The following is a 22,262-nucleotide window of genomic DNA, read 5'->3' on the forward strand; positions in this document are numbered from 1 at the left end:
TACGGTAAGGATGGTGACATGCGCATCGCGATCGCCGGCGGGGGTCTCGGCGGCCTGACGCTGGCCCGGATCCTGCACCGGCACGGCATCGAGGCGGTCGTCTACGAGCGCGAGCCGAGCCGAGCCGCGCGCGGCCAGGGCGGGCTGCTCGACCTGCACCCGGAGTCCGGCCAGCGAGCGCTGGCCGAGGCGGGTCTCACCGAGCGGTTCCGGTCCGCGGTGCGGCCGGAGGGTGAGGAGCACCGCATCCTCGCCCCGGACGGCCGTGTCCTGGTGCACCACCGGCCACCGCCCGGCTCCTTCGACGGGCGGCCGGAGATCGACCGCGGCGTGCTGCGTGACCTGCTGCTCGACGCGCTTCCCGAGGACGCGGTCCGCTGGCGGCACCGGCTCGTCGGGGCGGCGCCACGACCGGCCGGCGGCTTTGCGCTGAGCTTCGCCGACGGTCGCGACGCCGGCTGCGACGTCCTCATCGGCGCGGACGGCGCCCGCTCCGCCGTCCGGTCGCTGCTGACCGACGCGCCGGTGTCCGCCGTGGGCACCCTCGTCGAGCTCACCATCGCCGACGCCGACCGGCGCCACCCGGACCTGGCCGACCTGGTCGGCCCCGGCAGCCTCTGGTGCGTCGGCGAGTGCCGCATCCTGGCGGCGCAACGCCAGGGTGACGACACCATCCGGGTGGGGATCACACTGCCCGCCGTCGAGCATGACCTGGACACGTACCGGAGCAAGGACGCCGTGCTGAAGGTCTTCGACGGCTGGAGCCCGCGCCTCACCGCGCTCATCGAGGCCGGCGACCGCCCGCCGATCCCGCGCCGGATCGAGCAACTGCCCATCGGTACGCGCTGGGCCCACCACCCGGGCCTCACGCTGATCGGCGACGCCGCGCATCTCATGCCGCCGGTCGGCGAGGGCGCCAACCAGGCCATGCTCGACGCCGCCGTACTCGGTGCGGCGCTTGCCGCCGATCCCGGTTCGGCGCTCCAGGCGTACGAGAAGGAGATGTTCGCCCGCATTCATCCGATCGCCGAGATGTCGGCCCGGGTGCAGGCGATGATGCTGGCCCCGACCGCCGCCGACGACCTCGTCCGGTTCTTCGGCGGGGGCGCCTAACTGTCCACTCGCACCGTTTACATTGGATCTTGTCACCCCTACATTGATCAGGGACTATCTGATCTCTGATACGGGGTGCTCCATCCATGCCAACCACTCATTCGAGGGCGCGGTCACCGCGCCCTCGTTCGCGACCTGCCTCATTGACGACCCGTCTGCTGAGCTTCGCCCTGCCGGCCGTCCTGGTGTGCGGCACGCTCCAGGCGGTGGCCGTGACCCCGGCGCACGCCGACTCCGGGCGGTCGGGTCCGTTGCGGGCGCAGACCGAGAAGCTCGACCACGACGGCCGGGAGATCACCGGCATCGCCCGGCCGGCCACGAACCTCGCCGCCGCGAAACTGCCCCCGCCCTCGTGGCCGGCCGCCGGTAGCGCGATTCCGGCCCGGGTCGCCAAGGGAACCGGCCACAGCTCAGCGGTCGTGCTCGCCCGCACGTCGGTGCCCGCCCGGTGGCGAGCCGGTGTGGTGGCGCGGGTCTCCGCGTCGGGCCCCGCGACCGTCTCGGTGGCGATGGACTACTCGACGTTCGGTTCCGCGTACGGCGCGGGCTGGGCGTCGCGACTGCGGGCATGGCGGCTGCCGGAGTGCGCGCTGACCACCCCGGACAAGGCCGGCTGCGCGGCGACGCCGCTGCCGTCGCGCAACGACGCCGCGAGTGCGACGGTGACGGCGGACGTGGCGATGACCGCGACGGCCCGGCAGGCCACGGCACTGGTGGCGGTCGCCGCCGGGCCCTCGGGCGACGACGGCGACTTCACCGCCACCCCGCTCTCCGCCTCCTCGACGTGGTCGACGGGTGGTTCGGCCGGCAGCTTCAACTGGTCGTACCCGGTCCGGGTGCCCAAGGTGATGGGCGGCCCGCTGCCGGAGGTCTCGTTCGCCTACTCGTCGGCGAGCGTGGACGGCCGGTCCTCGGCGTCGAACAACCAGCCGTCCTGGATCGGTGAGGGCTTCGAGTTCTCGCCCGGCTTCATCGAGCGCCGCTACGTGTCCTGCTCGGACGACAAGTCCGGCTCGCCGAACAACCCCCAGTTCACCGGCGACATCTGCTGGCGGTCGAACAACGCGACGATGTCGCTGGGCGGCAGCAGCACCGAGCTGATCTACGAGTCGGGCAAGGGCTGGCACGGCCGCGCCGAGGACGGCTCCACGATCGAGCAGCTGACCGGCGCGAGCAACGGCGACGACAACGGCGAGCACTGGAAGGTCACCACCACCGGCGGCACCCAGTACTTCTTCGGCCTGAACAAGCTGCCCGGCCAGAGCACGGACACCGACTCGGCGTGGACGGTGCCGGTTTACGGCAACCACGCCGGCGAGCCGGGCCACGCCGACAAGTTCGCCGACTCGCGGCTCAACCAGGCGTGGCGGTGGAACCTCGACTACGCGGTCGACGTGCACGGCAACACCATGTCGTTCTGGTACGACAAGGAGACCAACCAGTACGCCACCGAGGTGACCAAGACCAAGAACGTCTCCTACGTACGCGGTGGCGTGCTCAAGCGCATCGACTACGGCACCTGGGACCGGGGCACCGCGGACCGCTCGGTCACGCCGGTGGCACAGGTCGTCTTCGAGTCGGCGGACCGCTGCCTGTCGGACTGCTCGACCCACGACGGCGCGCACTGGCCGGACACCCCGTGGGACCAGGAGTGCAAGGCCGACGCGACCAGCTGTGACGACTTCTCGCCGACGTTCTGGTCGACCAAGCGGCTGGCCAAGGTGCGTACCCGGATCTGGGACACCACCAAGGCGACGCCGGCGTGGCAGGACGTCGACTCGTACACCCTGACGCACGCCTTCCCGTCGCCCGGCGACGGGCAGCGCGGCGGGCTGTGGCTCAGCTCGGTGGTGCACACCGGGCACGTGGGTGGCACGATCGCCCAGCCGCCGGTGTCGTTCGACCCGGTGGCGATGCCGAACCGGGTGCTGACCAAGACGAACACCACCAACAACTGGCAGCGGATGGCCGCCATCCACACCGAGACCGGTGCCGTCATCCAGGTGACGTACTCGCTGCCGGAGTGCTCCAGCGGGAACCTGCCTGACTCGCCGCAGAACAACACCAAGCTGTGCTACCCGGTGGTCGGCCCGGACCCCTACTCCACCGACGGCGGCAGCATCACCGAGTGGTGGCACAAGTACGTGGTCCGGCAGATCACCGAGACCGACGTGCAGTTGCAGGACGGGCACCAGGCGCCGGTGAAGAACACCTATTACACGTACGAGGGTGCGCCGGCCTGGCATTACGCCGATGACGACGGGTTGAGCAAGCCGAAGTACAAGACGTGGAACCAGTTCCGTGGGTTCGCCAGTGTGCTGACCCAGGTCGGTGACAGCGACAAGACGCTGAAGAAGACCACCTACCTGCGGGGCATGCACGGTGACAAGCTGGCGCCGTCGGGTGGTACCCGCAGCGTGACCGTGCCGGCGTCGCTGGGCTCGGAGACGGTGTACGACGAGGACCAGTTCGCCGGCATGATCCGGGAGGAGGTGGTCTACAACGGGACCACCGACAAGCCGGTGTCCAAGACGGTGAACGTGCCGTGGCGTTCGCCGGCGCTGGCCTCGCGCACCATCAACGGCGACACCGCCGAGGCCCGGTACACCGCGGTCAAGACCACCTACACCGGTACCGCGCTCGGCGTCGACGGGGCGCGGGGCTGGCGGGTCACCAGCCAGATCAGCACCTTCGACGACACCTACGGCACGGTGCAGACCCTGCAGGACAGCGGCGACCTGGCCAAGTCCGGTGACGAGAAGTGCACCACCACCGTCTACCACCGCAACACCGCCAAGAACCTGGTCACCCTGGCCCGCCAGGTGACCACCACGGCGCTGCCCTGCGGGACCTCGCCGGCCAGCCGGGACCAGGTGATCTCCGATGCGGTGACCTACTACGACGGGGCGGCCAGCGCGACGACCGCGCCGGTGCGTGGCCTGCCGACCCGGACCGACGAACTGACCGACTGGACCACGGCGGCCGGCGCGATCCGGCGGACGACCTCGCGGGCGACGTACGACGCGTTCGGGCGCAAGATCACCGCTACCGACGCGCGGGGCAACACCACCACGACGACCTACAGCCCGGCGAACGGCATCAACACCAAGCGGACCGACACGACGGAGCTCGGCTGGGTGACGACCACCGAGGAGCACCCGGCGTGGGCGGTGCCGACGAAGATCACCGACCAGAACGGTCGGATCACCGAGGGCACCTACGACGCTCTGGGCCGGACCGCCGAGGTCTGGCGGCAGGGCTGGACCCGGGACGCGCACCCGACGCAGCCGACCACCCGGTACGGCTACTACTACAGCCCGACGCGCAGCGGGTACCCGTACGTCAGGACCGAGACGCTGAACGCCGGCGGCGGCACCGACGTCAGCTACGAGATCTTCGACGGTCTGCTGCGGTCGCGGCAGACGCAGAAGGCCGCGGTCGGCGGTGGCCGGGTGGTCACCGACAAGCTGTACGACGCGCACGGCCGGGTGGCGATGGAGTTCGCCGCGCACGCCGAGCCGGACGCGCCGTCGGGCACCCTGTGGTGGGAGCCGGAGTGGTCGGTGCCGACGCAGACGGTGAACGTCTACGACCGGGCCGACCGGGTCACCGACGCGATCTTCCGGTCCGGTGACGGCGTCACCAACCTGGTGGACAAGTGGCACACCAGGACGGCCTACGAGGGTGACCGGGTCACCGTGATCCCGCCGCCCGGGGGCACGCCGGAGACCAGGGTGCTCGACGTGCGGGGCCACGTGGCCGAGCTGTGGCAGTACACCACGGCGGCCGGGACCGCCGGGGCGTACGAGCGCACGCGGTACACCTACAACGGCAAGGACCAGCTCGCCGCGGTCGTCGACCCGTCGGACAACCAGTGGACCTACAAGTACGACATGCTGGGCCACAAGGTCGAGGAGGTCGACCCGGACACCGGCAAGCTGCTCTCCGAGTACAACGAGCTGGGCGACCTCACCAAGACCACCGATGCGCGCAACGAGGTGCTGGTCTACACGTACGACTCGCTGGGCCGCAAGACCGCTCTCTACGACGACGCGGTGGCCGACGCGAACAAGCGGTCCGAGTGGAGGTACGACAAGCTGTACACCGGGGTCACGGTGCGCGGTCAGATCACCGAGAAGATCCGGTACGACAACGGCAACGCGTACAAGTGGCAGGCCCGCGGTTTCACCGGCGACTACAAGGTCTCCGGGGAGCAGTGGGTGATCCCGGCGGCGGAGACCGGGCTGGCCGGCACGTACGTGTACGGGCACTCGTACTCGCCGTACACCGGCGTGCCGACCAGCGTCAGCTACCCGGCGGCCGGTGGGATCGCGGACGAGCAGGTGACCACCGGATTCGATCAGACGTCCGGCCTGGCCACCTCGCTGACCTCGGCGTGGTCGGCGGTGGGCAGCTACGTGGCGGGGCAGCAGTACAGCTCCTACGGCGAGCCGACGGTGACCACCATGAAGATCACCGGTGGCGTCTACACCCAGCAGGCCATCGCCTACGAGCTGGACACCCGCCGCATGCAGCAGATCAAGGTCAAGCCGGAGACCGCCACCGGTACCGTCGCCGAGCGCGGCTACACCTGGGACCCGGCCGGGAACCTGACCTCGATCGCCGACGCGCCGCAGGCCGGGCCGGCCGACACGCAGTGCTTCGGGTACGACGCGCTGCGCCGGCTGACCTCGGCGTGGACGCCGAAGGCCGGCGTGACCTGCGGCAGCACGCCGTCGGTTGCCGACCTGGGCGGGGCGGCGCCGTACTGGCTGGAGTGGTCGTTCGACAAGCTCGGCAACCGCACCCGGGAGGTGTCGCACTCCAGCGTGGGTGACACCGTGCGGGACTACACGATCCCGCCGTCCGGCGCCGACGCGGTACGCCCGCACGCGGTCACCGCGATGAAGACCACCGGGCCGGCCGGCACCAGCACGATCAACTACGACTACGACAACACCGGCAACCTGAAGACCCGCGGTGCTCAGGCGCTGACCTGGGACGCCGAGGGCAAGCCGGCGAGCATCGTGGCGAACGGGCAGACCAGCACCAGCGTGTACGACGCCGACGGCGCCCGGTTGCTGCGCCGCGACGCCGGCGGCACCACCCTGTTCCTGCCGAACAACGAGGTGCGCAAGAGCGCCGCCGGGATCAGCGGCACGCGGTACTACACCTTCAACGACAAGGTCGTCGCCTCACGTACCAACGTGGCGCAGAGCCTGACCTGGCTCTTCGACGACCACCAGGGCACTCAGCAGGTGGCCGTCAACGCGTACACCCAGAAGGTCGACGTCCGCCGGCAGACGCCGTACGGCGAGGGCCGGGGCACCAACCCGGCCTGGCCCAACGCCAAGGGCTTCGTCGGCGGCGACAACGACCTGAGCACGCTGGTCCACATCGGCGCCCGCGACTACGACCCCGCGCTGGGGCGGTTCGTCTCGGTCGACCCGGTGCACGACCTCAACGATCCGCAGCAGTGGAACGCCTACGCGTACGCCCACAACAACCCGACCACCTCGGCGGACCCGACCGGTCTGTGGGACAACCCGTGGCCCGCCATCATCGGGGCCATCGTCGGGGCCGCCGCCGCCATCATCGGCGCCATCAACGGCGGCGGCGGGAACAACAGCTCGGAGGGGAACTGCTCGAGGGGAACGTCGTGCACCCGGGTCACCTCGGCCAAGCAGACCCCGCAGGGCGCGAACCTCTACAAGAAGCCGATGGACCCCTGTCAGGTCGCGCCCCAGCACTGCCAGGGCATGCAGAACGTCATCAAGGACGACCTGTACTACCTGCTGGACGACGTGGTGCAGCAGGCGTCCGACGCCAACATCGATCCGCGCCTGCTGCTGGCGATCATGATTCGGGAGAGCGGGGACAAGCATCGGAGCTCCTGGCTGGACAACAGCCCGGCCGGCTGGTTCCACGACTTCTCGGTGGGCATCGCCAACATGCAGGAACCGGCCTTCGAGGAGGCGAAGGAGTTCGCCAATGGCAAGATCGATTATGATCTCGACGCCACGGCGGAGGATCCGGTGAAGTCCATGCGGGCCGGTGCCTTCCTCGCGGCCAAGCGGATCGACCAGCTGCCGGCCGACCGCAGCAAGAACTTCACCGACGACGAGTACGCGCGCATCGGGTACCGTGCGGGCCCGGACGTGATGCTCGAGGCGGCCCGGACCGGTCGTTACGAGCCGGGTCTGACCCTGCATCAGGAGGCGTTCGCCGTGGCGGACTACTGGGTCTGCCAGTCCGGTAACTACGTCTGCACCGGTTCTTGACCGAGAGCGAGGAGAAGAAGTGGACCAGCAAGTGACCGATCGGCGCGGAAGCGGTGTGGCCCGGCGGGCCTTCGGCTTCACGGCGCTGGTTCACTTCCTCTCCGCGGCCTGCTTCCTGGCCCTGGTCGCGGCCGACCTGGAGGGCTGCGATCGGGGCGATGGCGCCGTGCTGGCCCTGGTGCTGGCCATCGCCCTGGACGTGGTCCTGGCCGTGGCCGTGCTGGTCGTGATGTCCGTGCGGCGGCCCGGTGAGCGTCGCCAGGTGCTCCTCGGCGGGGCGGCCGGCCTGATCCTGGCGCTGGCCGGCGTCGTGGCCGCCGCCGTGTACATCGGCGGCCTCGGCTCCGGCTGCCCCGTCTGATGGTTCGGGTGCCCCGGCCCGCCGGGGCGGGGCACCCGACACGGGACTAACGTCCCCGGAATCGCGGGGTCCGTTTCTCGATGAAGGCGCGCGGGCCCTCCTTGGCGTCCTCGCTGCGGAACACCGCCGTCCCGATCTTCGACTCGGCGGCGAACGCGTCGTCCTCGGCCAGCCCCTCGGTCTCCCGGATCGTGCGCAGGATGGCCCGCACCGCGACCGGCCCGTTCGCCGCGATCGCCCCGGCCAGCTCGAGAGCCGTGCCGAGGGCCTGCCCGTCCGGCACCACGTGCCCGATCAGCCCGGCGTCGCGGGCCTCCGCGGCGCTCAGCTGCCGGCCGGTCAGCAGCATCTCGGCCGCGACGGTGTACGGGATCTGCCGCACCAGCCGGACCGCCGACCCGCCGAGCGGGAACAGTCCCCAGCGCGCCTCGGACACCGCGAACCGCGCGCTCTCCCCGGCCACCCGCACGTCGGTGGCCTGCAGGATCTCCGTGCCGCCGGCCACCGCCGGACCCTCCACCGCGGCCACCAGGGGCTTGCTCAGCCGGCGGCCCTTGAGCAGCGCGTCGATCCGGGACAGGTCGGCGCCGTCGAAGGTGTCGCCCGGATGCGACTCGGTCATCGCCCGCAGGTCGGCGCCGGCGCAGAACGCGCCGCCCGCCCCGGTCAGCACGGCCACCCGGATCGCCGGATCGCCGTCCACCCGGTCCCAGGCGTCCCGCATGATCGCCATCATCTCGGCGGAGAGCGCGTTGCGGACCTCCGGGCGGTTCATCGTCACGATCAGGATCGGTCCACGCTGCTCGACGATGGCGTGCTGTTCCACGGCGACTCCCTGGGCAGAGCTTGCCTCGTACGATAACAGGTTCTAGTTTCTAGTGATGGCGGCAAATATTGCGGATCTGTTCGAGCACGCTGTCGACGCCTTCGCGGAACGGACCGCGGTGTGCTTCGGCGAGCAGGAGATCAGCTACGCCGGGCTGGAGGAGCGAGCCAACCGTCTGGCGCACTTCCTGCAAGATCGCGGGATCGGACCGGGTGATCACGTCGGGCTGTACGCGGGCAACTCGGTCGAGGCGGTGGTGGCCATGATCGCCGTCTACAAGCTGCGCGCCGCGGTCGTCAACGTCAACTTCCGGTACGTCGAGAACGAGTTACAGTTTCTCGTCGCCGACGCGGAGCTGTCGGCGCTGATCCACGACCGTCGTCTCGCGCCCCGGGTCGCCGCCGTGCTGCCCGCGACGTCCGGCGTGCGCACCGTGGTGGTGCTGCCGGACGGCACCGACGGCCCGGCCGACGGCGTCCCCTACGCGGACGCCGTCGAGGCCGGCACCCCCGTCCGGGACTTCGGCGAGCGCTCCGGCGACGACATCTACCTGCTCTACACCGGCGGCACCACCGGGTACCCCAAGGGTGTGCTCTGGCGGCACGAGGACGTCTGGCGCACCCTCGGCGGCGGCGTCGACTTCATGACCGGCATCCCGCTGGACGACGAGTGGCAGCAGTCGCGGCGCGGCGCCGCCGCGGACGGCATGGTCCGGCTCTGCCTGGCCCCGCTGATCCACGGCAACGCGCAGTGGGCCGCGCTGATGGCCCTGTTCGCCGGCGACACCGTGGTGATGCTGCCGCACTTCGACGCGCACGAGGTCTGGCGGGTCGTCGACCGGCGCCGGGTCAACGTGCTGGTGCTGATCGGCGACGCGATGGCCCGGCCGATCATCGAGGCGTACGCCACCGGCGGCTACGACGGCTCGTCGCTGATGGCGGTCTCGTCCAGCGGCGCCCTGTTCTCCCCGGTGGTCAAGCGGCAGTATCTCGACCTGCTGCCGGACGTGCTGGTCACCGACGCGATCGGCGCCTCCGAGACCGGCTTCACCGGGCTCGGCGTGGTCGCCGACGTGCCCGGCGGCGCGGTCGAGGACCCGCGGGTGATGCCCGGCCCGGACACCGTGGTGCTCGACGCCGACAACCGCCCGGTGCCACCCGGCGGCGTCGGCCGGCTCGCCAAGAGCGGCTACCTGCCACTCGGCTACTACAAGGACCCGGAGAAGACCGCCGCCCTGCTCACCGAGATCGGCGGGGTGCGCTACGCGTTCCCCGGCGACCTCGCCCGGGTGGAGGAGGACGGCACCGTCACGCTGCTCGGCCGGGGCAGCACCTGCGTGAATACCGGCGGCGAGAAGGTCTTCCCGGAGGAGGTCGAGGGCGCGTTGAAGACCTGCCCCGACGTCTTCGACGCCCTGGTCATCGGCATCCCCGACGACCGGCTCGGGCAGCGGGTGGCAGCGCTCGTGCAGGCCCGGCCGGGAGCCAAGCTCGACCTGACCGGGGTCGAGGAGCACCTGCGCGAACGGATCGCCGGCTACAAGGTGCCCCGGGCGGTCTGGCTGGTCGACGAGATCCACCGGACGATCAGCGGCAAGGCCGACTACCGCTGGGCCCATCGGCACGCCGCCGAGCATCCGGCCGAGGAGCTCAGCCATGCGGACTGAGCTGTGCGAACGCCTCGGCATCGAGTACCCGGTGGTCGGCTTCAGCCCGTCCGAGCAGGTGGTCGCGGCGATCAGCCGGGCCGGCGGGCTCGGCGTGCTCGGCTGCGTCCGATTCAACGACGCCGCCGAACTCGACACGGTCCTGAGCTGGCTCGACGATCAAACCCAGGGATTTCCGTACGGCGTGGACGTGGTGATGCCCAGCCACGAACCGGCCGAGGGCGTCGCCGCCGATCTCGACCGGCTGATCCCGCAGGGCCATCGTGACTTCGTCGAGCGGACCCTGCTGCGCCTCGGCGTCCCGCCGCTGGGCGTCGACCCGCAACGGCGGGCCGGCGTGCTCGGCTGGCTGCACTCGGTGGCCCGCTCGCACGTCGAGGTGGCGCTGAACCACCCGGTCCGGCTGATCGCCAACGCGCTCGGCCCGCCGCCGCCCGACGTGATCGCCCAGGCGCACCAGCACGGCCTGCTGGTCGCGGCCCTCGCCGGGCGGGCCGACCACGCCCGCAGCCACGTGGCGAGCGGCGTCGACCTCGTGGTGGCCCAGGGCTACGAGGCCGGCGGGCACACCGGCGAGATCGCCAGCATGGTCCTGGTCCCCGAGGTGGTCGACGCGGTGGGGGAGCGGGTGCCGGTGCTCGCGGCCGGCGGGATCGGCAGCGGCCGGCAGATCGCGGCGGCGCTCGCGCTCGGCGCGCGCGGCGTCTGGATGGGCTCGGTGTGGCTCGGCACGACGGAGTACCACAGCGGCCCCGCGCTGCGCGAGGCGCTGCTCAAGGCGCGGTCGTCGGACACCGTCCGCAGCCGGATCTACTCCGGCAAGCCGGCCCGGCTGCTGCGCAACCGCTGGACCGACGCGTGGAACGACGAGCACGCGCCGGGGCCGCTGCCCATGCCGCTGCAGAACCTGCTGGTGGCCGAGGCGCACGCCCGGCTGATGGAGTCCGGCGACCCGACCGTCGTGCCGATGCCGGTCGGTCAGATCGTCGGCCGGATGAACGAGGTCCGCCCGGTCGCGGAGGTGCTCGCCGACCTGGTGACCGAGGCCGACGAGACCCTGGCCCGCCTCGGCAAACTCGCCGGCTGATCCGACGGGCTAGAGCTGGGTGACGGTGAAGTCCTTGAATTCCGCCTCCGCACCGCGGGCCGAGGGGTGCATCTCGACGGCGACGCCGACCGTGCCGGACCGCAGCGGTGCGGTGCTGTCGGTGGCTTCCAGCACCGGTCTGCCATTGGCCCACAGCACCAACTTCGTCGCGTTGCCGGCGGGCGCGGTGGTGCAGTCGGCCTGCAGTCGCACGCCGGCTCGCAGGTCGACTCCCGGCACGCGCCCGTCCGCGAGCGCTGGGAACTGCGGGTTCTCATCGACCATCTTCACGATGTGGGCCTCGCCGTCGGTCAGAAGGAGGTGGTAGGCGTCCCGGTCGCCGACGACGCGGCACGTCACCCCGAACCAGGCCAGATCGTCGGGTGCCGACCACCGGGCCCACACCGAGATCCGGATGTTCGATGGCGCGGTGGGATACACCGCGGCCGCCGACCGTGGGCTGCTACCCCACAGCGATCCGGGTGTGCGGTTCTGGAAGCGGTAAGCGTCGGACATGTAATAGCCACCGTGGGAAGCGGCGGCGCCGTCGTCGGCCCAGCCGCCCTTCTTGGTGGTGAAATCGTCGTGGAACAGCACCGGACCCGCCGGGAGCGCTGACGCGGCTGCCGGTGCCGGCGAAGGGCTCGGCTGTGCCGAGTGACGCTGAGTGGCGGTGATGATGCCCGCGAGCAGTCCGCCGACGGTGAGGGCGGCAGCGGCCCACCGCCATCGCGTGCGGCGGGAAGGCCGTCCGGACACCGGCGGGGTCTCGGCGACCGGGCCGGTCGCGCGCCGTGCGATGTGCAGGCTGCCCTGCATGTCGAACATCCACTTGCTCGGCGTCTGGTGGGGGGTGATTTCCCGTACGCCCGTGTAGACGTAGTCGTATATCTCGTCGAGCGTCACGACGCCGTCGCCGTCCCGGTCGGCCGAACCGGTCTCCAGTCCGTGCACCAGCACGCTGGTGAAGACACTCGGGCCGGCCGTCCGGTCCGTCCCCTTGGTGAGCCGGTTCTCCTCGAAGGAGTACTCCATGGCGTTGGAGGAGGTGATCACCGCGCGCCCGCAGCCGCCGAACTGCTCATCGATGCCCACGTCCGCGGCGCCACGCGGTGTCAGGCCGCGCGCGAACGCGCCGGCGTAACAGCAGTCGAGAATCAGGACGATCCGACGAGACCGGCTACGGTTCATCTGCTGATTGAGGAACGCCGCGGACACACTCGTGGCGGCCAGGCGGTGCACCTTCGTGTTGGCGGCGGCCAGATGCAGCGTGCCGTCCTCGTCCTTGAGCCCGTGCCCGGAGAAGTAGACCAGTAGCACGTCGTCGCGGTCCCGGTCGGCGAAGAAGTCCTCCAGGGCCTCGCTGGCCGTGTGAGCCGGCTCGTTGCGCAGCTGCCGGACGTGAAATCCGCCGATGTCGCGGTCGCCCAGCACCCGGGCGAGCGCGTCCGCGTCGTGGCTGGGCGCTCGGAGACGACTCAGACCGGGGTCCTCGTACTCGTGGACGGCGATGATCAGCGCTTCCCGGCGGCCGCTCACTCGCCCGTCCCGTGACGGCGCACCCAGGCATCGACGATTTGCTGCTGCTGGGCCGACGTCGCCCTGCCGAGGTCGAGGACATCGCCGTCGATCTCGACGCGGACGGCGCGGCCGAGCCGGCCGACCCAGCCTTGCACCGCCTCCAGCACCGTGGCCAGCACGTCCGGATGCGTAATGGCCACCGACAGCGCGGCCACCAGACCGTCCACTGCCTTGCTGCCGGCCGGCGGCGGGACACGCGACAACGTCCTGGCGTCGGCAACGCCGGAATGGTCGAGCAACTCGCGCCGCAGACGGACCAGCGTCTCCTCGGCCTCACCCGGATCGGGATCCGTATCGACAATCGTCATCAACATCGGGCCGGCCGTCCTTTCCAAGACAACGTCGGCCAAGGTAACCAGGATCGGCGGAGGGTGTCGGGGATTCCGCCCAATTCCACCTTCCTGGTCCTCTTCACCGGGGCCGTCGGCACCCGGCGTCGGTACGGCGATGTACGAGGCCCTTCGTGGTGCGGGCGGCAGCCGGAGGAGTTGACATCCGTTGCGACGATGTGCGGGGTGACGACGGTGAACTCGTCACACGGCGCGCGCGGGGGCGGGGCGTCATCATCGCGGAGGTCGACATGATGGTCATGCGCCCATGGTGAACCGGTCGAGGCGAGAGGCCTCGCGGGAGGAAGAGCTCATCCGGGCTCTCCAGCGGCCGCCGGAACCCATCGACGTGCGCGCTGTCCGGCGGTGGCGATGGGCGGAGGAGGGCTGGCGGGAGTGGCTGCGCCGGTCCACCACCGCCGTGGAGTTGTTCACCCGGCGACACGAGAGCGACGAGTACGAACACCTCTTGGGCGCGGGTGCCTACCGGGACCAGCTGGTGGAGGTGCTGTCCCGCGCTGCGCCCAGGGACTGCGCGGCCGCCGGTCTCGGCTGCACCCGGCGCCTCGACCGCGCCTGCCGCGAACCGGAGATCTGCTCCCAGGACCGTGCGGAGGGCCCCGACGAGCAGGTCGGTAGGGAGGGGCCGCTCCCCGGGGCCTGTGACTCGTTCTACCTGTCGCACCGCCACAGCCAGGTCTGGATCCAGTTCAGCGCCGGAGCCCGGCACCGCGCCGTGCTGTGGTCCGAGAGCCCGCAGGGCGGGACGCTGTGGGTCGACGGCACGCGGGTCGGTGAGGATCAGACGCTCGACGTGTCCGGGCAGTGGCTCGATGATCGGTTCTACGCGGTGCGGGCGGACGGGCCCGTGGATCATCCGGCGCAGGACTACCAGATGGGAAACCTGGCTTCCCGGATCAAGTCCCTGCTGCTCCACGACGCCGAGCAGTCCAGAACGCGGCTGCTCGTGCCGGGTCCCGACGAGGCCTGGACCTGTCCCTGGATCGTCAGCGACGGGCGCACACTGCTGGTTTACGCGCACGACGACGACGTCAGGAGCGGAATCCCGCCGACCCGGATCCTGCCGGTCGGATGACCGACCTCTCCCGAGGGCGGCAGGCGAGCGTCAGCCCGGCCGCCGGCGTTCCGTCGGATGATCTCCGTGCGTGGCGTGCCGCTATTCAGCCAGCCACGACAGGGACGGCGCGGGGGACTCCCGCAGGGTCGCGTCGCGGATCTGCCAGGTGACCGCTCCGCCGCGCTCGTCGGTGATCAGGAACAGACCGCGAGGACGGTCACCGTCCTCGTCGACAGCGGGCAGGGCGGCCAGTTCGGCGAGCTGTGCGCGTAGCCAGGGCAGCTGACCTTCCCGGAGGTCACCGCCGTAGAAGAGGTACCGCGTCCAGTTGACCGGATGTGCGGGGAAGGCCCAGCCACCGGAGTAGTGCCCGTCCTCGTGCCGCCGGAGGACCTCCTCGGCGCTGGCCCGCTGCTCGGCATCGATTTCGATCCAGCCGCGAGCCGACACGTACATCCCCATGACGGACGACAGTACCGAGTCCTCCTCGGCGGCCGATCGTGCGCGCCGGGCGGGAGCGGCCCGCGCTCGGTTCGCCTTCGCTGGTTAAGCTGGGCCGGCCAGGCCGGCACGCGGTGGGAGGGCTGTGGAACAGAGCACGGCCCTCGCGGCCCGGGTGGACCATTGGGCTCGGGTCCGTCCGCTGCTGGTGGACGGGCTCCTCGCCGGCTTGATCTGGCTGGTCTTCGGCCTGTTGAGCGTTCTCGTCGGCGGGTTGACAGGTCTTGTGGTCGCCAGCGCGACAATCCTTCCGCTCGCCGTGCGGCGCCGATGGCCGACCGCCGTGCTGGCGTGGTCGGTCGCGATCTTCGTGATCCAGCTCGGGGTGCTGCCTATTCCGTTGCCGGGCAACATCGCCCAGGCCCTGGTGATTTTCACGGTCGCCGCGCACGTGGCGTCGCTGCCGGTCCGGCTGTGCGCGCTGGGCACGGCGCTGGCGGGCAGTCTGGCGGCCGGCTTCCGGTGGAGCACCGAGCCGGAGTACACCCGCAACGCCCTGGTCATCGCCGCGTTCCTGGCCATCTTCGCCGGCTTGATCTGGCTGATCGGGAACGTCGTGCGCGGTCGCGAGACCAACACGAGGGCGCTGCGCGAGGCCTACGCGAAGCTGGCGGAGAGTCAGCGGCAGCGGGAGCGGTTCCTGGCGCAGCGGGAGCGGGTCGCGGCCGCCCGGGAGATCCACGACATCGTCGCCCATTCGCTGACCGTCGTCATCGTGCAGGCCGATGGGGCCGAGTACGCCGCCGAGCATGCGCAGCCATGGGACCGTACGGATGCCCGGACGGTCCTCGCCACCATCGCGCGAACGGCGCGGACCGCGCTGAGCGAGGTGCGCGACGTCATCGACGTGCTCCGCGATCCGGAAGCGGCGGACGACCCGGCCGGGTCGTCGGTCGGGCTCGCCGACCTGGGGCAGCTCGTCGCGGCGGTCCGGGCGGCCGGGCTGCCGGTCGAGGTCCACGCCGACCCCGCGGTATTCGAGGAGACGCCGGCCGCGGTGGGCTTCGCCGTGCTCCGCGTGGTCCGGGAGGCGCTGACCAACGTGCTCAAGCATGCCGGGGCCCAGGCCACGGCGAGGGTGGTCGTCGAACGAGAACCGGCGGCCGTTCGGGTGCACGTCGAGGACGACGGTGTGGGCCGCGATGACGGCGTGGCCCCGGCCGGGCCTGGTCACGGCCTCGCCGGGATGCGGGAGCGGTTGCGCGCCCTGGACGGTGTCGTGCTGGCCGGTCCGCGCCCGAGCGGCGGCTTCGGTGTCGAGGCCACCATCCCGGTCGCGGCCCGGAGCGCCCGGCGATGAGGCCTGCCGAGCCGATCCGGGTCTTTCTCGTCGACGATCAGGAACTCGTCCGCGCCGGTTTCGCGATGATCCTGAGCGCGACCCCGGACCTGCGGGTGGTCGGGTCGGTCGGCGGCGGGCAGGCCGCACTCGAGGCGCTGCGGCAGCCCGAGCACCGCGCCGACGTCGTTCTGATGGACATTCGCATGCCCGGGCTCGACGGGGTGGAGACCACCAGGCGATTGCTCGCCGGGGAGGATCCGCCGCGGGTCGTCATGCTGACGACCTTCGAGTCCGACGACCTGCTCGTCGCCGCCCTGCGGGCTGGGGCGTCCGGATATCTGGTCAAGGACGCCGGCCCGGCCGAACTGCTGAGCGCGATCCGGGCCGCGGCGGCCGGCGACTCGCCCGTCTCCCCCCGGCTCGTCCGTCGGCTGATCGACTCGTTCGTCCTCGTGGCGCCGGCCGCGTCCCCCGGCGACCGGCCGTCCGCCGCACCGTCCACCCTGGCGCGGCTCACCGTCCGCGAGCGTGAGATCCTCGCGGCGATCGGGCTGGGACTGACCAACGTCGAGATCGCCGCGCGACTGCACGTGGCGGAGTCCACCGTCAAGACCCACGTCGGCTCGGTGCTGCGCAAGCTGGAGGTGCGCGACCGGGTGCAGGCCGTCATCCTCGCCCAGACGCTGGGACTGGCAGACGGTTCGCGCGCGCCCGGCTGACTCCGACCGCGACAGCGCACGCGGCGGTGCCGAGGAGCACGAACAGCCCCGAGTCGCCGCTGAGGTATTCGTCGACCACCACCGGCTGCTCGGTGGCGATCGGAATGGTCAGCGCGGCGAAGGTGGCATTGTGCGCGAAGTGGGCCAGCACGGCCGGCCACACGCTGGCGGACACGGTCCGCAGGTAGCCGATCAGGAACGAGAACGCGAGCACGGAGCCGCCGAACAACGTGAGAACCACGGCCCGGTTCCCGCCGCTGTGGTAGTTCGGCGTGAAGAGGATGTACGGCAGGTGCCAGCCGATCCAGACGACGCCGACGGTGAGCATCGCCGCCCGTTCGCCCAGAAAGGACAACCGCGGCTGCAGGTAGCCGCGCCAGCCGATCTCCTCCGCGAACGCCAGGATCGGGCCGGCGACGCACAGCGCGAGCACGTCGGCCAGCCACGGTCCCCGCGGGGCAGCGAACCGCGCGAAGCCGAACGCCACGACCCCCACGGTCGCGAGCAGGCAGACTCCGGCGGTGGTGGCGATCGCCACCGGCCAGTACCGCAGGCCGAGCCGGCCCAGCCCGAGCCGGCGCCAGCCGTCACGCGCATAGCCCTCGCGGGTGACGACCAGGAGCATGAGCAGCACCACGAGCAGCGGCGAGAACGCCAGGATCAACCCATCGGCGATGGTGGCGGTGCCCAGCGAGGCACCTAGGACCAGCAGGACGAAGACGATCGAAGCGGTGCGATCGGAGAGCGTGGCGAACACGGACGGACCTGCTTTCGGTAAGGGTCCGCCCAGTGTCGTGAAGTATCCGCTCACCGCCATCCACCTACGATCGGAACCCCGCGGGCTCGCCGCGCAGCGCCTCCGTCCCAGGTACTAGCACCAAGGTCGCACCCGGCGGTGGCCTCCTGCCGGCGGAGCGAGAGATCAGCGTCAGAGCAGGACGACGGCTCGGCCGTTCAGGGTGCCGGCCGCCAGGCTCTCGTACGCCTCGGCGGCCCTCTCGAACGGGAACTCCCGCACCTGATTGCGGATCAGCCCGGCATCGGCCAGCGCGATCACCTCCTGCGCGTCGGCGATCGAGCCGCCCTGGAAGGTGAAGACCTCGCCGTCGCGGGGCAGCGTCCCGAACCACTGCCGGTCCAGCCGGCCGCCGCCCGAGCCGACCAGCCCGTACGCCCCGCCGGGCCGGACCGCCGCGAGCCCGGCGGCGATGGTCTCGTCGGTGCCGACGAAGTCCAGCACGGCGTCGGCCCGCTCGTGCAGTTCCGCCGTCGCCTGGTGCGCGCCGACCGACTCCGCGTACGCCCGGCGGTGCGCGTCGACGTCGACGGCCACCACCCGGGCGCCGGTCAGGATCCGCAGGAACTGCACCGCGAACGCGCCGAGCCCGCCCGCGCCCAGCACCACCGCCGTGCCGCCCGGTGCGATCCGGGGCCGGGCCCGGCGTACCGCGTGGTAGGCGGTGGCGCCCGCGTCGGTCAGCGGCCCGGCGTGCCGCGGATCCAGCCCGCCCAGGGTCAGCACCGCGCGCCGGTCGGCGACGACGTAGTCGGCCAGCCCGCCGTCCGCGCCGTAGCCGCGCCCGGTCGTCCCGCGCGGGCAGGCGTTGTCCAGCCCGCGCACGCAGAGCCGGCAGGTGCCGCAGGAGGTGGCCGCGACCAGCGCCACGGCGGTCCCGTCGGGCAGCCAGCCGGCCGTCTCGTGGCCCAGGGTGAACGGCATCCGCCAGCCGAGCCGCTCGCCGGCCGCCCGGGGCATCTGCCGCATGGTGAGGTCGGAGCGGCACAGGCCGCACCCGGCGACCCGGACCAGCACCTGCCCGGGCCCGGGTACCGGCTCGGCCACCTCGCAGTGCTCCGGCGGGGCGCCCCAGGCCGTCATCCGATACGCGCGCATGCCCCTCAGAGTGAAACGTGTTCCACCTATGGTCAAGGCGACGATTGACCAGAAAATAGAACGCGTTCTAGCATGAGTCGTGATTACCCAGCCGTTCGCCGACGCCATCGCGCGGGCCGAGCGCGTCATCGCCGAGGCACCGCACGTCAGCGGCGCGCAGGACCTGATCGAGGGCTACGACTACCTGGCCGGCGGCATCCGGGCGTCCCTGCAGATGGCGTGGGCCTACGACCGCGACTATCCCTACTTCGTGCGCTCCACCGGGCCGTACACCAAAATGGGTCTGGATAATCCGGACACGCTCTACTTTCACGCGTGGCTGCGCGACGACGCCACATACGTGGTGACCGGCCGCCGGGGCAGCACCGCCGACCTGAGCTTCCAGATCCTCGACGGGTCCTACTCCCCGGTCGAGGTCCCGGGCAGCCTCGCCGCCTTCGACGACCGCGAGATCGACATCGCGCCCGACGGCACCTTCGAGATCCGGTTCGGGCCGGGCCTGTCCGGGCGCAACGCGGTCCCGCTGGCACCCGGCTCGGCCATGCTGGTGGTCCGCGAGGTCTTCAGCGACTGGGCGAGCGAGCAGCCCGGGACGCTGCGCATCCAGCGGGCCGACCGGATCGGTTCGGCGCCGCCGCCACCCACCGAGGACACCCAGACCAGACGGTACGCGGTGGCCGCCAAGATGCTCGTCGGCCGGATACACACCTTCCTGGCCTTCGCCGAGCGCTTCTACCTCAACCTGCCGGTCAACACGCTCACCCCGCCCCGGCTCACCCCCGGCGGCCTGGCCACGCAGTACTCCTCGGCCGGCCACTACGCGCTCGGCGACGACCAGGCCATGGTGGTCACCGTCCCGGTCGCCGGCGCCCCCTATCAGGGCCTGCAGCTGGGCAGCATGTGGTACGTCTCGCTGGACTACGCCAACCACCAGACCAGCCTCACCGTCCCGCAGGCGCGGGTCGACCCGGACGGCATGATCCGGTACGTGATCAGCGAGCGCGACCCCGGCGTGGCCAACTGGATCGAGCGCACCGGTCACGACCGCGGCTACGTGCAACTGCGCTGGCAGCGGCTGTCCCGCGCGCTCACCGAGGCGGACGGGCCGCGCACCGAGGTGGTCGCCGTCGACGACCTGCCCAAGCAGCTGCCCTACCACGAGCCGATCGGCCCGGCGGCGTGGCGGCAGCGGATCGCCGCCCGGCAGGCCGCCACCGCGGCCCGGATGCTGGGCTGAGCCGTGCTGGCCGACAAGGTGGTCCTGGTCGCCGGGGTCGGACCCGGCCTGGGCCGGGCGGTCGCGATCCGCGCCGCCCAGCACGGCGCCGACGTGGTGCTCGCCGCCCGCACCGAGTCCTGCCTGACCGAGGTGGCCGGGAAGGTGACCGCCGCCGGCCGCCGCGCGCTGGTGGTGCCCGCCGACCTGACCGACGACGCCGCCAGCGCCGGCCTGGTCCGGGCCGCGCTCGACGAGTTCGGCAGGGTCGACGGCCTGGTGAACAACGCGTTCGCGATGCCGCCGATGCGCAGCCTGGGCAAGGTCGACCTGGACGACCTGCGGGCCGGTTTCGACGTCAACGTGCTCGCCGCGCTGCGGCTGACCCGGCTGCTCACCCCGGCGCTGGTCGCGGCCCGGGGCGCGGTCGTGATGGTCAACTCGGCGGTGCTGCGCCACTCGCGGCGCCCGTTCGGGCCGTACAAGCTGGCCAAGGCCGGGCTGCTCGCGGTCGCGCAGAACCTGGCGAGCGAGCTGGGCCCGCAGGGCGTCCGGGTCAACTCGGTGGCGCCCGGCTGGATCTGGGCGGACAGCCTGCGCACCTGGTTCGACTACCAGGCCAACCAGCGCGGGGTGCCGACCCAGCGGATCTACGACGAGATCGCCGCCGGCACCGACCTGCGCCGCCTGCCCGAGCCGGACGAGGTGGCCGACGCCGCGCTGTTCCTGCTCTCCGACCTGGCCCGCGGCGTCACCGGCCAGTGCCTCGACGTCAACTGCGGCGAATTCCACCACTGAGGAGGCGGCATGCGCGGCACCCGCACCGACGTGGGGACCGTCGATGACCTGCACGCGTCGGCGACCCGGCTGACGGGACTCGACGACTTCGGCGAGGACGACTATCGCGAGGGGCTGGGGGTGCTGCTCCGGGCGTACCGTGAGCAGGCGGCCCTGACCCCGGTGGGCAGCAGGATGAGCCGGAGCCTGTTGCGTGCGGCGCTGGTGTCGCGACTGCTCAGCGAGGTCGGCTGGCGGCAGTTCCCGGAGCACGCCGGGGTCGCGGTGCGCCGGCCGGTGTTCGTCACCGGGCTGCCGCGGACCGGGACCACCGCGCTGCACCGGCTGCTCGCCGCGGATCCGGCGCATCAGGGGCTCGAACTGTGGCTGACCGAGGCGCCGCAGCCGCGACCGCCACGGGCGACGTGGGACGGCAACCCGGTCTACGCGATGCTGCGGGACGAGTACGCGCGGGTGAGCCCCTCGCTCATCGGCGCGCACCACATCGCCGCCGACCAGGTCGAGGAGTGCTGGCGGCTGCTGCGGCAGTCGATGATGTCGGTGTCGTTCGAGTGCCTGGCCTACCTTCCCAGCTACGCGGAATGGCTCGCCGGGCAGGACTGGACCGCCGCCTACCGACGGCATCGGCGCAATCTCCAGCTGATCGGGCTGCCCGATCGGGAACGCCGGTGGGTGCTGAAGAACCCCAGCCACCTGTTCGCCCTCGACGCGTTGCTGGCCGCCTATCCGGACGCGGTGGTGATCCAGACGCATCGCGCGCCGCGGACCGTGATCGCCTCGGTGTGCAGCCTCAACGCCAAGGCCACGGCCGGGTGGTCGTCGTTGTTCCAGGGCGAGGTGCTCGGGCGGGCGCAGCTGGCGTTGTGGTCGCGCGGGCTGCGGGAGTTCGCGGCGTCGCGAGCGCGCCACGACCCGGCGCACTTCATCGACGTCGACTACGACGACTTCGTGGCGGACCCCCGAGCAACCGTGGAGATGATCTACGAGCGGCTGGGCACGCCGCTGGACCCGTCGGTGGTGGCTGCCTGGCAGGCGCCGCCGCGCGGACCGGCGCACCGGTACGACCTCGCCGACTTCGGACTGACCGAGGCCGAGGTGGACGCGGCGTTTCCGGTGCGGGGTCGTTGAGCGGACGAGGGTCGTGCGGTTTACTGGGGACCGATTCCGGCTCCCTTCCGACAGGGCGGTTCCATGTCTGACGATCTCCCGAGCGCCGACGCCACGCTGACCTTCCTGGTCGCCGCCGACGACGATCCGGACGGGGGTAGCAAGGGCATCTTCAGCCGCGGCGACCGCGATGTGGCGCTCCGCCAGATCAGCGTGGAGACCGTCCAGCGCAACCTCGCATCGACGATCGCCGGCCTGCGGCAGGCGTTCGCCGGCCTGCGGGACGCCGCCGGCGACCTGCCTCTCAAGAGTGTCGAGGTGTCGTTCGAGGTGAGCGCGACAGGCACGATCACCATCCTGGGCACCGGGGTCGAGACGAGCGGGACCGGCGGAATCACGCTGACGTTCGAACGCGCGTAGCGC

The 22,262-nt window shown here is 71.6% G+C and carries 18 protein-coding genes; 12 read left to right on the forward strand and 6 right to left on the reverse strand.

From position 1 onward, the window contains the following. Positions 1 to 18: 18 nt before the first annotated feature. From Actob_RS20780 to Actob_RS20790, 3 genes are all read left to right on the forward strand, one after another. The gene (locus Actob_RS20780) at positions 19 to 1,113 is read left to right on the forward strand and encodes an FAD-dependent oxidoreductase (protein WP_284921976.1); all 1,095 of its coding nucleotides are present in this window, start codon (positions 19 to 21) and stop codon (positions 1,111 to 1,113) included. A 143-nt stretch (positions 1,114 to 1,256) separates the two neighbouring features. After that, positions 1,257 to 7,394: an RHS repeat-associated core domain-containing protein gene (locus tag Actob_RS20785; protein WP_284921977.1), complete on the forward strand. Its 6,138-nt coding sequence runs from the start codon at positions 1,257 to 1,259 to the stop codon at positions 7,392 to 7,394. 19 nt (positions 7,395 to 7,413) lie between these two features. Continuing rightward, positions 7,414 to 7,755 (forward strand): hypothetical protein, encoded by a 342-nt coding sequence (locus Actob_RS20790; RefSeq protein WP_284921978.1) that lies wholly within the window; start codon positions 7,414 to 7,416, stop codon positions 7,753 to 7,755. A 46-nt stretch (positions 7,756 to 7,801) separates the two neighbouring features. Here the strand turns inward: Actob_RS20790 and Actob_RS20795 are convergent, their stop codons facing one another. Then, the gene (locus Actob_RS20795; protein WP_284922357.1) at positions 7,802 to 8,530 is read right to left on the reverse strand and encodes a crotonase/enoyl-CoA hydratase family protein; all 729 of its coding nucleotides are present in this window, start codon (positions 8,528 to 8,530) and stop codon (positions 7,802 to 7,804) included. Positions 8,531 to 8,636: 106 nt separating this feature from the next. Here Actob_RS20795 and Actob_RS20800 point away from each other — a divergent pair, with 106 nt between their 5' ends. Next, positions 8,637 to 10,247 (forward strand): acyl-CoA synthetase, encoded by a 1,611-nt coding sequence (locus Actob_RS20800; protein WP_284921979.1) that lies wholly within the window; start codon positions 8,637 to 8,639, stop codon positions 10,245 to 10,247. Continuing rightward, the gene (locus Actob_RS20805) at positions 10,237 to 11,334 is read left to right on the forward strand and encodes an NAD(P)H-dependent flavin oxidoreductase (RefSeq protein ID WP_284921980.1); all 1,098 of its coding nucleotides are present in this window, start codon (positions 10,237 to 10,239) and stop codon (positions 11,332 to 11,334) included. Before Actob_RS20800 ends, Actob_RS20805 begins: the two co-directional genes overlap by 11 nt. Before the next feature lie 9 nt (positions 11,335 to 11,343). On the opposite strand, the gene Actob_RS20810 is transcribed toward Actob_RS20805, so the two are convergent. Together Actob_RS20810 and Actob_RS20815 are read right to left on the reverse strand one after the other, a co-directional pair. Continuing rightward, positions 11,344 to 12,873 (reverse strand): caspase family protein, encoded by a 1,530-nt coding sequence (locus Actob_RS20810; protein WP_284921981.1) that lies wholly within the window; start codon positions 12,871 to 12,873, stop codon positions 11,344 to 11,346. Continuing rightward, complete coding sequence (locus tag Actob_RS20815) at positions 12,870 to 13,265, reverse strand: hypothetical protein (protein WP_284921982.1); 396 nt, start codon at positions 13,263 to 13,265, stop codon at positions 12,870 to 12,872. The genes Actob_RS20810 and Actob_RS20815 overlap by 4 nt, the downstream gene beginning before the upstream one ends. A 328-nt stretch (positions 13,266 to 13,593) precedes the next feature. Between Actob_RS20815 and Actob_RS20820 the strand changes: the two genes are divergently transcribed. Continuing rightward, a complete protein-coding gene (locus Actob_RS20820; RefSeq protein WP_284921983.1) occupies positions 13,594 to 14,340 on the forward strand; it encodes a hypothetical protein in 747 nt (248 codons plus the stop codon). A gap of 81 nt (positions 14,341 to 14,421) precedes the next feature. Here the strand turns inward: Actob_RS20820 and Actob_RS20825 are convergent, their stop codons facing one another. Beyond that, positions 14,422 to 14,784, reverse strand: a complete 363-nt coding sequence (locus tag Actob_RS20825; RefSeq protein ID WP_284921984.1) for a hypothetical protein — start codon at positions 14,782 to 14,784, stop codon at positions 14,422 to 14,424. A 124-nt stretch (positions 14,785 to 14,908) separates the two neighbouring features. Here Actob_RS20825 and Actob_RS20830 point away from each other — a divergent pair, with 124 nt between their 5' ends. Continuing rightward, the gene (locus Actob_RS20830) at positions 14,909 to 16,123 is read left to right on the forward strand and encodes a sensor histidine kinase (RefSeq protein WP_284921985.1); all 1,215 of its coding nucleotides are present in this window, start codon (positions 14,909 to 14,911) and stop codon (positions 16,121 to 16,123) included. Further along, positions 16,120 to 16,824 (forward strand): response regulator, encoded by a 705-nt coding sequence (locus Actob_RS20835; protein ID WP_284921986.1) that lies wholly within the window; start codon positions 16,120 to 16,122, stop codon positions 16,822 to 16,824. The genes Actob_RS20830 and Actob_RS20835 overlap by 4 nt, the downstream gene beginning before the upstream one ends. Here the strand turns inward: Actob_RS20835 and Actob_RS20840 are convergent. Both Actob_RS20840 and Actob_RS20845 read right to left on the reverse strand, forming a co-directional pair. Further along, positions 16,772 to 17,581, reverse strand: coding sequence for a CPBP family intramembrane glutamic endopeptidase (locus Actob_RS20840; RefSeq protein ID WP_284921987.1), 810 nt, complete (start codon positions 17,579 to 17,581; stop codon positions 16,772 to 16,774). The genes Actob_RS20835 and Actob_RS20840 overlap by 53 nt on opposite strands. Before the next feature lie 171 nt (positions 17,582 to 17,752). Further along, on the reverse strand, positions 17,753 to 18,718 hold the full coding sequence (locus tag Actob_RS20845) for an alcohol dehydrogenase catalytic domain-containing protein (RefSeq protein ID WP_284921988.1): 966 nt from the start codon (positions 18,716 to 18,718) through the stop codon (positions 17,753 to 17,755). A gap of 79 nt (positions 18,719 to 18,797) precedes the next feature. On the opposite strand from Actob_RS20845, the gene Actob_RS20850 reads away from it, so the two are divergent. The 4 genes from Actob_RS20850 to Actob_RS20865 all read left to right on the forward strand — a co-directional run bounded on the left by Actob_RS20850 (position 18,798) and on the right by Actob_RS20865 (position 22,259). After that, entirely contained in the window at positions 18,798 to 19,955 is a 1,158-nt protein-coding gene (locus tag Actob_RS20850; RefSeq protein WP_284921989.1) for a hypothetical protein, read from the forward strand. Between the two features lie 3 nt (positions 19,956 to 19,958). After that, entirely contained in the window at positions 19,959 to 20,732 is a 774-nt protein-coding gene (locus tag Actob_RS20855; RefSeq protein ID WP_284921990.1) for an SDR family oxidoreductase, read from the forward strand. Positions 20,733 to 20,741: 9 nt separating this feature from the next. Continuing rightward, positions 20,742 to 21,860: a sulfotransferase family protein gene (locus Actob_RS20860; RefSeq protein WP_284921991.1), complete on the forward strand. Its 1,119-nt coding sequence runs from the start codon at positions 20,742 to 20,744 to the stop codon at positions 21,858 to 21,860. Between the two features lie 63 nt (positions 21,861 to 21,923). Beyond that, positions 21,924 to 22,259 carry a Pepco domain-containing protein gene (locus Actob_RS20865; RefSeq protein WP_284921992.1) on the forward strand — a complete coding sequence of 112 codons (336 nt, stop codon included), beginning with the start codon at positions 21,924 to 21,926 and terminating at the stop codon, positions 22,257 to 22,259. The last annotated feature ends 3 nt before the right edge of the window (positions 22,260 to 22,262 follow it).

The organism is Actinoplanes oblitus (assembly GCF_030252345.1).
Taxonomy (GTDB): domain Bacteria; phylum Actinomycetota; class Actinomycetes; order Mycobacteriales; family Micromonosporaceae; genus Actinoplanes; species Actinoplanes oblitus.